Here is a 15,199-nt window from a genome sequence, read left to right as displayed (position 1 = left end):
ATAGTTAAAGCACCTGACAGTTAAAACATTTAATGATTGAGGCACCTAATAATTGAGGTGCCTAGCAATTAAAGCACCTAGTAATTAAAGTATATAAAAGACAGTAAGATTAAGCAGTATTAACACCTAAACAATAGCAATACCTAACAGTGATAAAATCTAAAAAGGATGGGCGGTAATGAGCGAGCAGTCACCAGATCAAAATATGGACAATCTAAATCAAACCACCGCAGGCGCTAGCGATACCGCAACTGAAAAAGAGTTTTTAGACAATATTCGTCAAAATATTGACGCAGTCGACTGCGAGATCCAAACACTCATCAATAACCGCGCCAAGCTGGCTCAGCAAGTCGCTACAGTAAAGAAAAACCATATTGCCACTGATGATACCAGTAACCCTATCTTTTATCGTCCTGAGCGCGAAGCACAAGTACTAAAAGCAGTAATGGAGCGTAATACCGGTCCTATCGCTGACGAAAAAATGGCGCGTTTGTTCCGTGAAATCATGTCAGTATGCTTGGATTTAGAAGCGCCGCAGCGTATTGCTTTCTTGGGACCAGTCGGTACCTTTACGCATGCCGCCGCGCTCAAGCATTTTGGTAAGGCCGCAGATACCGTGCCTATGACGACGATTACGGATGTGTTCCGTGAAGTTGAAGCGGGTACCGCGATGTATGGCGTGGTCCCTGTCGAAAACTCTTCAGAAGGGGTGGTCAATCATACCTTGGATGGATTCTTATCTTCTACCCTAAAGATCATTGGTGAAGTTGAGCTACCGATTCATCAAAACTTCTTAGTTGCTGAACACACCAAAATTGATGGCTTGAGCCGCATTTACTCACATCAGCAATCGCTTGCTCAGTGTCGCCATTGGCTAGATGTGAACTTTCCCAATGTTGAGCGCGTTGCCGTATCGAGCAATGGTGAAGCCGCCCGCCGTCTAAAAAACGAGTGGCATTCAGCAGCGATTGCAGGTGATGTGGCAGCGGCAGAGTATGACCTGCACAAGCTTTACTCAAACATCGAAGACAACCCAAGCAATACCACGCGCTTCCTAATCATCGGTCATGAAGCCATCGCGCCATCTGGTCAAGATAAAACCTCTATTGTTGTGTCAGCGCACGACAAAGCGGGTGCGCTTATCGAGATACTAAAGCCTTTGTCCTATCATGGCGTATCGATGACCAGTATTGAGACTCGTCCTGAGCGTCCTAACAAATGGGCGTATGTGTTCTTTATTGATATGAATGGTCATATCAATGATCCAAATGTCAGTGCGGCTATCAATGATATTCGCCCATTGGTGAAAGATTTGCGCATATTAGGCTCGTATCCAAAAGCCGTCCTATAAAATATTTAGGCAGCACTTATTGGTATAAACATACAATAAGTGGGTCTTGGATTTTAAAGGTAGTATTTAGAGACAACATCTAGGGATGAACCATGCAAGATTCTCAATTGACATCATCAGAACTATTACCACTTGTGCCTGCTTATGACAGTATTCTGGCATTAACACCCTATCAAATAGGTAAGCCGATTGAGGAGTTGACCCGCGAGTATGGTGTTTCAGATGTGGTCAAGCTGGCTAGCAATGAGAATCCAATGGGGTGCTCACCGCGTGTGACCCTAGCAATGACCAAGCAATTGGGTCAACTGGCACGATACCCTGATGGCAATGGCTATTACCTAAAGCAAGCTTTGGCTGACTTTAATGATGTCAGTGCTGATCAGATTACGCTTGGTAATGGCTCTGATGATTTGCTTGATATCTTGGCGCGTAGTTTTGTTGGCACTGATGATGCTATCGTCTATAGCCAATACGCTTTTGTGGTGTATTCGATGTTAGCGAAAATGCAAGGCGCTGTAGATATTGAAGTGCCTGCCCAGCGTTTTGGTCATGATTTAAAAGCCATGAGCCAAGCGGTTCAGGATAATCCTAATACCAAAATTGTCTTTATTGCCAACCCTAATAATCCAACGGGTACTCAGCTAGAGCAAAAGGCGCTGCGTCAATTTGTTGCCAGTGTGCCACCCTCAGTACTGATCGTATTGGATGAAGCCTATATCGAATACAGTCCTGAGAGTAATAACCGCGCACTATTAGATGAGTTTGATAATGTGGTTATCGTCCGTACGTTTTCTAAAGCTTATGGACTAGCAGGGTTGCGCGTGGGTTATGCCCTAAGCTCAGTCGCTGTTGCGCACTTATTAAACCGTATTCGTCAACCGTTCAATGTCAGCCGTATAGGTCTAGCAGCAGCAGCAGCGGCACTTGCCGATCAAGACTTTATCAAAGAGACTCGTGTGATGAACGACGAGCAAATGCGTTGGTTAGAAAAGCAGTTTGATGCGTTAGGTCTGGGTTTTGTGAAGTCGCATGCCAACTTTATTATGGTTGAGATACAAGTTGAGATGGAAGATATAACCGCTGACTCCATTCACCAAGCGCTACTTAAGCAAGGTGTCATCGTCCGTCCACTGGCAGCTTATGGTTTACCTAACTGGCTACGTATTACAGTAGGTTTGGCCGAAGAAAATCTGCGTTTGATTGATACGTTGCGCTCTATTTTGACCGAAGATTGAGCGGCTTGATAGATGGTTTTAACCAAATAATATGATAATGAGTCATTAAATTTTATAACGCTAGGGTATGCTTTATCTAAGTTTATCTTAGCGTGTTCAACGAGAAAAGCCGTGAGTCATCAGAAAAAAAACAACATTCGACCGTCTTTGAATATACCCCAACCTATGTTTAAACAAGTCTGTGCGATCGGACTTGGGCTGATTGGTGCCAGCTTTGCGCAGGCCATCAAAGATAATGGTCTCAGTGAGCGTCTGGTAGCAGTGGACAGACATGCACCAAGTATTGCTGAGGCTATTGAGCACGGCTTACTGGATGCGGGCAGCGCCACCCTTCTAGACGTTGCTGGCGGCAGTGACTTGATTATCATTGCCGTGCCAGTACAGGCAGTACAAGCAGTGTTTGTCGATATCAAGCAAGCAATGGATGATGGACAGCTTGCTACCGATTGCATCATTACGGATGTCTGTAGTACCAAAGTCAATATCATTGATGCTGCAAGAGTTGTGTTTGGTGCGTTGCCAGTAGGACTGGTGCCCGCGCATCCGATTGCTGGGGCTGAAAATTCAGGGTATCATGCCAGATGCGCCAACTTGTTTGTCAACCATAGCGTCATTGTTTGCGAACTACCGACTACCAACACAAGGTCAATCGCAAGGTTGCGTCTATTGTGGGAAGCCGTAGGCGCAAACGTGATGTCTATGCCAGCCGATCATCATGATCGTATACTGGCGCATACCAGTCACTTACCGCATTTACTTGCCTTTAACTTGGTTGAACAGTTGGCTAGCCATGATGATAATTTAGATATGTTTCGATATGCCGCTGGCGGGTTTCGCGATTTTAGCCGTATTGCCGCCAGCGACCCTAAAATGTGGCACGATATATTTTTTGCCAATCAAAGCGCCATTGTGAGCGCTCTTGATGAGTATGGTGTCTATCTACAAACCATGCGCCAGCTCATCATCGATCAAGATTCAACCGCCCTGATGGGACTTTTGGGCCGTGCGCAAGCCGCACGGCGACATTTTGGCCATATGTTAGCCAGCACCCCTTATACGGATACTTCTGCCATGTCAGCTTCTTATAATATTACCCCTAGCAACACTGTCTCTGGCACCATTGCGATCCCTGGTGATAAATCCATCTCGCATCGCAGCATCATGCTTGGCAGTCTTGCCACAGGCGTGACCAATGTGACCGGATTTTTGGAAGGGGAGGATGCCCTTGCAACGCTACAAGCATTTCGTGATATGGGCGTCACTATCGAAGGTCCTGACAATGGAAACTTGATCATCCATGGTGTTGGTATGAATGGTCTAAAGCCAAGCAAGATCCCACTATATATGGGCAATTCAGGCACCAGTATGCGTCTGCTATCTGGTATTTTAGCGGCGCAATCGTTTGATAGTGTGCTTACTGGCGATACCAGTCTAAACAAACGCCCGATGGAGCGTGTGGCGGCACCGCTACGGTCAATGGGGGCAATGATTCAGAGTACGGGTCATAGTGGCACCGCGCCGCTCAGTATCACTGGTCGTGACACGGTCGGTAAGCCATTGCAAGGTGCTGAGTATGATATGCCAGTTGCGTCAGCGCAGGTCAAGTCTTGCTTGCTCCTAGCAGGACTGTGGGCAGAGGGTACGACAACCGTCACACAGCCTGAGGTCAGCCGCGACCATACCGAGCGTATGTTATCGGCTTTTGGTTATCCTGTGACTGTAGAAGGCAATCGTATCAGTGTCACTGGCGGCGGTGAGTTAACAGGTGGTGATATTGCGGTTCCTGCTGATATTTCTTCTGCTGCATTCTTTATGGTAGCTGCTGCTATCAGTCAAAATAGCGAACTGACACTGACACAAGTCGGTATTAATCCGACACGTACGGGTGTCATTGATATTCTCAAGTTGATGAATGCAGATATTAGCCTAAGCAATGAGACCCACGTTGGCGGCGAGCCAGTGGCTGATATTACCATTCGCAGCTCAAACTTGGTCGGTATTGAGATACCAGAGCATCTTGTGCCACTAGCAATTGATGAGTTCCCTGTACTATTTATTGCAGCCAGTTGTGCGCAAGGCCGTACCGTATTGACTGGAGCTAAAGAGCTACGCGTCAAAGAGTCAGACCGTATTGCCGTAATGGCAGAAGGGCTACACACACTTGGTATCGATTGTACCGTGACTGATGATGGGCTGATTATCGAAGGCAAAGGCACTGCTACTGAGAACGGCGATATAAACAACAGCCAGCCTGTCTTTGGTGGTGGTCACATTGTCTCGCATCATGATCATCGTATTGCGATGAGTTTCTCTGTTGCCAGTTTACGTGCATCCAAGCAAATTACTATCGAAGGGGTTGAGACAGTTAATACCAGCTTCCCAGGATTTGCGACGCTTGCCAACCAAATCGGTATGTCTATTGACGTTGATCAAGTGGATACTGGTGCCCAATAGATCATCAAATGCCAGTTAGTGTCATCTTCTTGATTGACAACACAGCGCATCAATAAAAATTTAGTATTACATCGTTAGCAATGTACTCATGTCACTACTGGCATGAGTACATTGCTTTTTACCTTATAATCTCACTGTAGTAACCCTGCGCTTCCACCATGATGTCGATAATAACAATCAAAACTAGGTGAGGGCGCGCTTTGCTCTAAAAAGTTGTCCTATATTATGACTACCCAAAATGTCATCAAAAAACCTGTTGCTCCCATTACTACTACCAGGCGCGGTATCATTACAGCGCTTATTGCATTTTTTATCTGGGGCGGATTTCCGTTATACTTCAAAAAACTATCTGATTATGATGCGACTGAGATCATTGGGCATCGTATTGTCTGGACGTTTTGCTGCCTACTGATTGTGTTAGTGGCTACCAAACGCTGGGGGTGGATAGAGACACTCAAAAAGAACCCAAGATGGATTGCACTATCGTTAGTATCTGGTTTGATTATCGCCACCAACTGGCTCACCTATGTCTGGGCGGTCAATCATGACCGTATCCTTGAGGCCAGTTTGGGATATTTTATTGGACCGTTGGTAGGCGTCGCATTATCAATGATATTATTCAAAGAGCGCTTGCGTCCTTTGCAGTGGGTTGCTATTGGGTTTGCACTGCTGTCTGTCGTCATTCAAGTGGTGATGATTGGCAGCCTGCCATGGATATCGTTGATTTTGGCGTTTAGCTTTAGCACTTATGGTACCATCCAGCGACAAACGCCATTAACTGCTGTGGATGCTATGTTTGTTGAAACGGCGATGTTGGTACCGTTATGCCTGTGGTGGTTTTGGCAGTCTGACGTGGTTAGTCACCAGCTAAGCTTTTGGTTCAGCTCAAACATTTGGCTGCTTATGATTGCAGGTCCGATCACCCTGATACCGTTGCTATTGTTTAATAAGTCTACCAAGCTTGTCGCTTATAGTATCTTGAGCTTTATGAATTATCTGACGCCGACGTTTATCTTCTTCTTGGCGGTATTTTATTATAAAGAACCGTTTGATTTAAATCGTTTAGCAGTATTTGGGCTAATTTGGTTAGGTCTGCTATTATTTAGCATCGACCTATGGCGACATCGTCCAAGTAAAGTGTTAAAGGCGGCGCGCTTACGAGAAGAAGCTTTGCAATAGTTTTGGATAAAAGATTCATCACTCAAATAAAAATTCGTAAATAAGGATAGACGTATGTTCCATACCCAGTCTGATGTCGTATTTATAAAGGGTCTAAAAGTTGAAGCCGTGATTGGCGTTTTTGACTGGGAGCGAGCCATTACTCAGCCTTTGCTCATTGATATCGCACTTGAGACTGATATTAGCGCTGCTGCACTGTCAGATGATGTGAGTGATGCACTCAGCTATAAAGAAGTTTGCGATGATGTGAGCGAGTGGTGCAAAGAGATAAAAGCAAAGCTGCTTGAGCATTTAGCGGGACAGATCTCTGATAAAATATTTGCAAAATATGACTGTCAAAAGATAACATTGAGCATTGCTAAACCGACGGCTATCACTCAAGCCGACGCAGTCGGGGTGCAAATAACACGCTATGCACCAGCGTCAACCAACGAGCCAGCTACTACAGACGCTGATGACAGCCAAGCCGATGATGCATAAAACGTCGATAGATTTGGACTTAGAAACGTTAAAACAAGGCGCATCTGAGACTCTGCAAGCACAGCTTGTGTTGGAGGTAGTGTTAGCGCTTGGGAGTAACTATCAAGCTGACAAGTATCTTCCGCTCGTTCGAAATAGCTTAGCTGCGCTAGGTAACATTCGCTTATCTACGGCTTTTCAAAATCCTGATTTCACCGCAAGTTTGGAACAACCAAAGCCTGACTATACCAATCAATGTGTCTATCTAGTACTCACAACGCCAATGAGCCTGCAGCAGCTACAGCAAACCTTTAGAACGCTTGAAGGCGATTGTCATAGATGTCGACAGACTGAACCGAATCAAGTACGGCGAGTGACAATGGACATTGATATTTTGATGATTAAATTGGCTGATAAAGAAAATAGCCTAAGCGAAGAGTCGATATCTAAATCAATGTCTGATTGGATTGTGATGGCCGATCGTTATCCATTTAAAGCGCACGAGGAAGCGGGAGTCAGGGAATTAATTTTAACCAAGCTCTAATTTGGCTAGTAAGTGGCCGTATCTTAATCACAATTATATCTTTTCATCTAAAACTATCGCTGTTCAGTATTCACTCTGCCTTAACCCATCAGTTTCCTAGACAAAAATCTAATAAAAACTATGCGATTATCTAGGCAATTGTTAGTATAAGTGACGATGTAATCCTCAAGATACTACTACCTATGCAAAAACCAATGAACCTTTCGAAGAAAAAAATAATCAAGAGTTTAGTAGCAATAATCATTATATCTACTTTACCTGCCTGCGATAAATCCCCTTCCGAGCACCTTAAATCTTTTATCGAAGACAAATACCCTGTGGCAAATATGCTAGATGAGCCGTTAGAAACCCCACTTGAGATTAACGTCGAACCCAAGCGCTTAGCCATGACCAGCTCATGGAGCGCAGGGGTAAAAAACGATGGGACGCTTTGGACATGGGGTACAGATGGTCTACTGCGCGAGACTAAGACAGGACAAGACCCAACGCCTAGGCAAGTCGAGGGTGTTAAAGATGCGGTAGCTGTGTCAGGTGCTGGTCATATGTTACTACTACGAAAAGATGGCACAGTATGGGGTTGGGGTAGTAACTATCATGGAAAGATAGATCCTAGTGATGATGATACATTTATTGAAGAGTTACGACAGATTCAAGGAATTGAGAATGTTGTAGACATAGATGCTAGTGAGTTTGCTTCGATATTTTTAACACAAGATGGAAGCGTTTATATTTTAGGAAATAAGAATGATTATCCTAGCGAATGTAACGAGTTTAGGATATGTAAAATCACTATGTTCAATGATATGAACATAGTGAAAGTACAAGGTAGCATTAGTACAATTTTCGCACTTAATGACAAAGGTGAAATGTATACGACAGGTTTTTATCCAAAAGATTTAGGACGGTTTGAAGATAATTCAGGGTATCAAAATTTCAAACACAAAAAAGATCTATTTGGACTTGAGAAGGTACATGTTCCTAGAAAAGTAGTTGATTTCTCATATGGGTTCGGAAATTTTGCACTTCTAGAAGATGGTTCTTTATGGAGTTGGGGTGATGGTAGTGGTGGATGGACAGCTCAAGGAACGCTTCAAAATAGCCTCAAGCCTAAAAAGGTGGATGGACTTAGTAAAGTGGTAAAAATGAATTCATACTCTGCCAATACGGATAATGGAGATTTATATATTTGGGGTATGTATACTTTTGAAGGAAAGATGTCCTCAAATCGAAGCAATATTTCTAGACCTATTAAAGTGATGAGTAATATTAGGGTTTCTCAGTATGTTGCAGGCAATGGTAACGAGTTTATATCAACTCTAGGTGATACTTGGTTTTGGGGGTCAAATTACTTAGCACAATTTGGTACTGGCGACATTCAAACAAAAAGATATGTTTCAAAAGACAAAACCCTAATTCCAAGAAAATCACTCTTCAATATTCACGCTAACAAGTAACTAACTTTAAAATTAAGAAGGCTCACTATGTCACAGTCAATAAAAGATATCTTTTATCACGCGCTACTAGCTCGTGCGTCTTACTCTGAGATGAAAAGCAACGATTTGCAAGATTGGAATTTACTTGAGAATTAAGAAGGTTAATCCGCCATGTATGCAGACATGGTAGATTTTATCCAATCCCGCTTTGATTTCATTGGTTCTTTACTAAAACCTATATAAGCATTTTTTATCAGTCTATACGGCAATAGTACTGCCTACATTTAACGACTGTCTTAGCGATTTTTCTCATCATTGATATCTTCTACATCAACACGACCAATCACATCTAAGTCTTCTAGACACAGCTTGTCATACTCTTTTTTGCAAAAATTGGGATCGATATCGCACATCGCTGACTGTAGTTGATCGAGGCGATTTTCTGACTGTTGGATGTGTTCAAGCATTTTAGCAAAAGCTTCTGCAACAGGGTCTTGTGAATAGGGGTCAATACCATAAGCACGAAACGTATTGGTACGTTTTGCGGTAGGGGTAGTGTTAGTTGTTTGATCTTCGCTGCTGTCACCTGCTTTCGCAACTTTTTCTTGCTGCTTGGCATCTTGTACCTTAGTCGTGAGCGGATTGCCTTTTTCATCGTGATAATCTGAGATCATACGAGCCGCACTGCCGACCATCGTTGCACCTGCTGGCACCGGTTTAACTACCACTGCATTTGAGCCAATTTTGGCATTTTTACCGACAGTAAATGGCCCCAATACTTTGGCACCAGCACCAACGGTCACGCCATCTTCTAGCGTTGGATGTCGCTTGCCATTGTTCCAAGACACCCCGCCTAGAGTGACACCGTGGTATAAGGTCACATCGTTCCCAATCTCAGCGGTCTCACCGATAACGACACCGACACCGTGATCGATAAAAAAGCGCTTACCAATCTTGGCAGCAGGGTGAATCTCGATACCGGTAATAATACGTGAGCCATAAGAGATAACACGAGCCGCCAGTTTCTGTTCATTATTCCACAGACAGTGCGCACCGCGATGCAATATCAGCGCATGAATACCAGGGTAGGTCAAAACAACCTCCAAGCTATTACGTGCTGCAGGATCACGGGTAAATACTGCTTCAACATCTTCTTTTAGATCTTTTTTGATGCTGGCAAGTGTTTTGAACAATTTGGCTGGCACTGACATAAAGGGTCCTATCTATTTGTCTATAGAGTACCACTGCTAACATGGCAGGGTCTCTTATCTGTGGTCATGATATTCGGATAACAATGGAAACGTATAGCCGCTAGTCTCTCTCAAGTTATAACAGCTTTATGCCCTAAAATATAGTAAGGCGCTATCAAATAAAATAGAGGTGATGAGCAATAACTTACCTTAATCTTTTGAGAGTTTTGCAATCAAAGCACTTAATAGTTGATACTCTTTTTGATCAAGCTGCAGACGTGAGCCAAGCCTAGATAAACGGGACGGCAATGATTTTAGATGTTCGCTATTTGCCAGACCACGATTGATCATAAGATCCGTAGCGCGCTGAGTGAGCTGTTGCAGCTGCTGCTGAGTGATAGCAGGCTCGTCCCATTGCTGACGTAAATGCACATCAAGTGTCGGCTGAGTCGTGTTATCTGACTCTGTATCCAAATCATCTGCTGCCTGAACGTGTGTCTGAGCATAAGCAAAAATAAAGCTAGCAATGACTTGCACTGCGGAGGCGACATTTAGTACTGGATAGGCAGGATTGGCATCGATTTGAATGTGATAGTCTGCATAAGCCAATTCTTCATTGGTCAATCCGCGGTCTTCACGTCCAAATAGTATAGCGATATTTGGCTTGCGAGAAGGCGCAGCAGATAAAGTATCACTATCATCTGTACTTAAAGCTGCTTGTGCATCAATAAAGTCAAACGTGATTTTGGCGGCCTGTGTGGGTGTCACGACAGGGCGAGGCAGATGACGACTGCGACTGCTGGCAGCAAATACCAACTGACAATCAGAGATAGACGCCTCTAGGGTAGGCGCGATGATAGCAGCGGACAACAGATCACTGCCACCTGCTGCATGTGAGACACTGGTGTCATCAATCGGTAGTTTGGGATCGACGACTGTCAAGCGAGACAAACCCATTGTATGCATTGCACGGGCCGCCGAGCCAATATTAGCAGGTAGAGTCGTATTGACCATCACGACTTGTAGACAGTTAAGATAATCATTCACTGTACGGGCGTGCTCAATAGATGATAAAGTGTCGTTACTCATTATTGCCCCAATCTTTGATTGATTTCTTGTTCAGCGTGTTGTAATGCGCCAGCGATTTCTTCAATCAAGTCTGCGTGCTCACTGATATGGCGCTCACGGCAGTGTTCTTGTAGCTCGCTGCTCAGGCGGACTAATTGAGTAGTACCTAAGTTTGCACTCGCCCCTTTTAGGGCGTGAGCTGCCTCAAAGCCGGTAGCGTTATCATTCTCTTGCTGGGCAGTGCGTAATGTCTCGATTCTTTGACGACTGTCCGTAAAATATACATGTATCAAATCGACAAAGTCTTCTTCTAGTAAGTCACGCATGTCTTCAAACTGTTCATGATTGACAATCTCTTCATCAGTCTGACCAGTTGTATTATTATTTGTCATGTCAGTCATTGTTTTTGTCCGATTATTAAAAGTTAAAGCTATAAGATTACTATAGTAAATTTTCGAGGGTATTGTGCATTTTAGCTGTAATGAAAGTGTAAATTATCTTCACTAACTAAAGTCTTCAATTGTTGCAAGTTGTCATCATTTGGGTAGACGCGCCAGTGCTCGGATAGTCCTACATTGGCAATACCATATACGTCATAGATGCTTAGTCCAAGTGGTAGGCAGTTGTCATTGATAGAGGCATCCGTATTACTTAATGCATTGTTTGCATAACTTTGGAGCATGCCGTTTTGGTTCATTGCATCATGGTTCATATCGTTCTCTAGCGCCAACAGATCATTGCCATTTTCATCATATAAGCTGCCGCTCATGGCAGGATCGTAGGCGTTACTGCTAGCACCGCCTTGTTCGTCTTGTTCTTGATTATAAGTTAATCGCGGTTCAGGTATGATGTCAGCTTGGGCGGACTTGAGTAATGGCTGCAAGCGCGTGAGCAGGTCAATGTCATTGCCATGAACTTTGATACTGATTTTTTTGAGCCAACGCAAGCGGGCATCGACCATACTCATGGCACTATCAAGGCGCGCAAACAAGCGCCCGTCACGCTCGCGGATGCTGCCTTTGATGATGACGACTTCATCGATTTTCAATTGTTCTTTGACACGGTTGAATCGCTCAGCGTAGCAGCTGACTTCTAGCCTCGATGTACCGTCATCTAACGTAATCACATTACGATTACCGAAGTTTGCGATATCTATAATGAGGCCTGCAAAATAGCAGCTGCCGTTGTAGCCAGTATCTGCCAGTTTATTGAGGCGAGCGCCTGAGGTATAGCGTTTTAACTCATCTAAGTATTCATTAATTGGATGACCGGTTAAGTATAGCCCCAGCGTATTTTTTTCCGCTTTTAGGCGATGCTTGTCACCCCAAATCAGCTCTGGCGTCATCACGAGCGGCGGCGCGGCAACGACCCCATCCATCTCACCAAACAAGTCCATCATGCCAAGCTCATTGTTTTGACGGTCTTGTTCAGCCGCTTGTACTGCGCTTGGTAGCTGGCTCATCAATGCACCGCGAATCTCGAAAGCTTCGTCGGCTGGTAAGTCGGGTCGTAGCGTCGCTGCAAAGTCATCAAAACAGCCTGCGCTGACCAATGCTTCGAGCGTACGCTTATTGACCTTTTTGATGTCCACACGGCGGCAGAAATCATATAAGTCTTTAAAAGGTCCATCCGTGCGACGGGCATTAACAATGGACTCGACAGCCCCTTCACCCACGCCTTTAATCGCACCCAATCCATAAATGATATTGGTCGGTGTATCTGCGACAAAGTGCCATTCACTGCGATTGACTGACGGATTGACCACGGTCAACTCAAAGTTTTCACGGCAATCATTGATAAAGAACACCACATTGTCGGTGTTGTTCATATCGGATGTTAATACTGCCGCCATAAATTCGGCAGGGTAGTACTGTTTGAGATAAGCCGTTTGGTAGGCGAGCACTCCATAAGCAGCAGAATGCGAGCGGTTAAAGCCATAACCTGCGAATTTTTCCATTAGGTCAAACACGCCGCCTGATGTGACCTCGTCGATGCCTTGTGAGGTTGCACCAGTCACAAAGATATCGCGCTGCTTTGCCATCTCTTCAGGTTTTTTCTTACCCATCGCACGGCGCAGCATATCAGCACCGCCTAAACTATAACCTGCCATCACCTGTGAGATCTGCATGACCTGTTCTTGATAGACAATAACGCCGTTAGTATTTTCTAAAATTGGTTCGAGATTGGGATGGTCATAAATGACTTCCTCACGGCCGTGCTTACGGTCGATATACATCTCTACCATACCTGCATCAAGCGGGCCGGGACGATAGAGCGCACACATGGCGATCACATCTTCGATATTGGTCGGCTGCAGTTTGGCCAGATACTTTTTCATGCCCATACTTTCTAGCTGAAAGACGGCGGTGGTTTTGGCATCTTGCAGCAGCTTATAGGCTTTAACGTCATCTAAAGGCAAATCTTCCAATACCAATGCGGGCACGTTTTCTTTGGCACGGCGCAAATTGATGTTTTCGACTGCCGCGTTGATGACCGTTAAGTTACGTAGACCCAAAAAGTCAAACTTTACCAAACCGACGGCTTCTACATCGTCTTTATCAAACTGGCTGACACGGTGACCTTCATCATCACAATAAATGGCGCTAAAGTCGGTGATTTTATGCGGCGCAATCAGTACACCACCAGCATGTTTGCCGACGTTTCGGCAAACGCCTTCAAGTTTAATCGCCATCTCCCAGATCTCAATGGCATCTTCATAGTCCATATTGTCAGGGTTAGAGATTAAGTCTTTAAGCTGCGGCTCTTGCTCAAGCGCTTGGCTGAGGGTGATGCCGGGTGTTTTGGGAATCAGTTTGGATATTTTATTGGCCAAAAAGTATGATTTACTTTGGACGCGCGCCACATCACGCACTACCGCTTTTGCAGCCATGGTACCAAAGGTAATAATTTGTGATACCGCATCACGACCATAGGTCTGCGCCACGTAATCAATCACGCGATCGCGACCCTCGATACAAAAGTCGATATCGAAATCGGGCATGGATACCCGCTCAGGGTTCAAGAAGCGCTCGAACAATAGATCGTAATGAATGGGGTCGAGATCGGTAATATTGAGCGCGTAGGCGACCAGAGACCCTGCACCAGAACCACGTCCAGGTCCAACAGGCACGCCATTGGCTTTTGCCCAGCGGATAAAGTCCATTACGATAAGGAAGTAACCGGGAAAGCCCATCGATAGAATAATATCCAGCTCATATACTAGGCGCTCGTCGTATCTTTGACGAAAGTCGCTCCAATTGTCTGTACGTGCCTCGACTGGAAAGAGCTTATCTAAGCGCCGCTCAAGACCGCGCTGGGACTCTGCACGGAAAAACGACTCAATCGTCTCGCCTTCAGGGACAGGAAAATCGGGCAATACATTAATGCCTAGCGTCAAGGTTACATTGCAGCGGGTAGCCAAACTTAAAGTGTTATCAACCACTTGCGGGATATCAGCAAACAGCTGCGCCATTTGGTCTTGGGTTTTTAGATACTGCTCATCTGAATAGGTCTGAGGGCGGCTGGGGTCTGCTAAGACATAAGAGCCTGCAATACACACGCGAGCCTCATGCGCATCAAAATCTTCTTGCGCTAAAAAACGCACATCGTTATGAGCAATGATAGGAATGTTGTGCTTGGCACCTGAGTGAATGGCCGCCCTAATAAAGGCATCTTCGCCTGAGCGGTTGGTACGCTTGATGGCAAAGTACAAACGATCGTCAAATTTTGCTTGCCATTCAGTGAGCAGCTCATCGGCTTTTTCTGGCATAGAACCAACCAGTGCTTGACCCACGTCTGATTTTTCGGTCAGTAGTACAATGACGCCTGCCGCATGCTCCAGAATATGACTACGCTTAATCACAGGTGTGCCATGGTTGACAGGATCAGCGCGACCTTCGGTAAACCCAAGCGACACGATACGAGTAATGTTTTGATAGCCCTCGTTGTTCATCGCAAGTAGGGTAAGGCGTGTGTCTTCATTGTCCATGATGACGTCACTACCGATAATGGGCTTGATACCCGCGCCTAGGCAGGCACGATAAAACTTCACTGTGGCGTACAGGTTAGACAAATCAGTCAGTGCCAGCGCGCGCTGATTATCGGCTGCGGCCGCTTTTACGAGCGGTTTGATACGCACGATAGAATCGGTGATGGAGTATTCGCTGTGGATGCCAAGGTGTACAAATGCCATAGAAGACTCTTACTGGTACGATCAAAGAAATAAGCTACCGATAAAATAATTGATTATTATCAATCAATTATACTGATACCTAGAGGCCGATAAG

General features: G+C 45.0%; 11 protein-coding genes. 7 read left to right on the top strand and 4 right to left on the bottom strand.

All coding sequences use genetic code 11. The features are described from left to right. Nucleotides 1-178 precede the first annotated feature (178 nt). From pheA to ACTXGL_RS00180, 7 genes are all read left to right on the top strand, one after another. Nucleotides 179-1,351, top strand: coding sequence for a prephenate dehydratase (gene pheA / locus ACTXGL_RS00210; RefSeq protein ID WP_319050389.1), 1,173 nt, complete (start codon nt 179-181; stop codon nt 1,349-1,351). Nucleotides 1,352-1,443: 92 nt separating this feature from the next. Beyond that, the gene (hisC, locus tag ACTXGL_RS00205; RefSeq protein ID WP_443524049.1) at nt 1,444-2,586 is read left to right on the top strand and encodes a histidinol-phosphate transaminase; all 1,143 of its coding nucleotides are present in this window, start codon (nt 1,444-1,446) and stop codon (nt 2,584-2,586) included. 165 nt (nt 2,587-2,751) lie between these two features. Further along, entirely contained in the window at nt 2,752-5,040 is a 2,289-nt protein-coding gene (locus ACTXGL_RS00200; RefSeq protein WP_443524809.1) for a bifunctional prephenate dehydrogenase/3-phosphoshikimate 1-carboxyvinyltransferase, read from the top strand. Between the two features lie 225 nt (nt 5,041-5,265). Continuing rightward, nucleotides 5,266-6,219, top strand: coding sequence for an EamA family transporter RarD (gene rarD, locus ACTXGL_RS00195; RefSeq protein WP_443524047.1), 954 nt, complete (start codon nt 5,266-5,268; stop codon nt 6,217-6,219). 54 nt (nt 6,220-6,273) lie between these two features. Then, nucleotides 6,274-6,699, top strand: a complete 426-nt coding sequence (gene folB, locus ACTXGL_RS00190; protein ID WP_443524045.1) for a dihydroneopterin aldolase — start codon at nt 6,274-6,276, stop codon at nt 6,697-6,699. Further along, nucleotides 6,632-7,222: a 2-amino-4-hydroxy-6-hydroxymethyldihydropteridine diphosphokinase gene (locus ACTXGL_RS00185; protein ID WP_443524044.1), complete on the top strand. Its 591-nt coding sequence runs from the start codon at nt 6,632-6,634 to the stop codon at nt 7,220-7,222. The genes folB and ACTXGL_RS00185 overlap by 68 nt, the downstream gene beginning before the upstream one ends. Before the next feature lie 182 nt (nt 7,223-7,404). Then, nucleotides 7,405-8,676 carry an RCC1 domain-containing protein gene (locus ACTXGL_RS00180; RefSeq protein WP_443524042.1) on the top strand — a complete coding sequence of 424 codons (1,272 nt, stop codon included), beginning with the start codon at nt 7,405-7,407 and terminating at the stop codon, nt 8,674-8,676. A 275-nt stretch (nt 8,677-8,951) separates the two neighbouring features. Here ACTXGL_RS00180 and cysE read toward each other — a convergent pair whose 3' ends face one another. From cysE to dnaE, 4 genes are all read right to left on the bottom strand, one after another. After that, nucleotides 8,952-9,866: a serine O-acetyltransferase gene (gene cysE / locus ACTXGL_RS00175; RefSeq protein WP_443524040.1), complete on the bottom strand. Its 915-nt coding sequence runs from the start codon at nt 9,864-9,866 to the stop codon at nt 8,952-8,954. Nucleotides 9,867-10,055: 189 nt separating this feature from the next. Continuing rightward, nucleotides 10,056-10,934 (bottom strand): RNA methyltransferase, encoded by an 879-nt coding sequence (locus tag ACTXGL_RS00170; protein WP_443524038.1) that lies wholly within the window; start codon nt 10,932-10,934, stop codon nt 10,056-10,058. After that, nucleotides 10,934-11,314, bottom strand: a complete 381-nt coding sequence (locus ACTXGL_RS00165; RefSeq protein WP_443524036.1) for an Hpt domain-containing protein — start codon at nt 11,312-11,314, stop codon at nt 10,934-10,936. Before ACTXGL_RS00165 ends, ACTXGL_RS00170 begins: the two co-directional genes overlap by 1 nt. Before the next feature lie 71 nt (nt 11,315-11,385). Continuing rightward, nucleotides 11,386-15,105 carry a DNA polymerase III subunit alpha gene (gene dnaE / locus ACTXGL_RS00160; RefSeq protein ID WP_443524034.1) on the bottom strand — a complete coding sequence of 1,240 codons (3,720 nt, stop codon included), beginning with the start codon at nt 15,103-15,105 and terminating at the stop codon, nt 11,386-11,388. Between the last annotated feature and the right edge of the window lie 94 nt (nt 15,106-15,199).

Source organism: Psychrobacter sp. T6-6 (assembly GCF_052258185.1).
Taxonomy (GTDB): Bacteria; Pseudomonadota; Gammaproteobacteria; order Pseudomonadales; family Moraxellaceae; genus Psychrobacter.
This window is presented reverse-complemented; position numbering and strand designations above follow the sequence as displayed.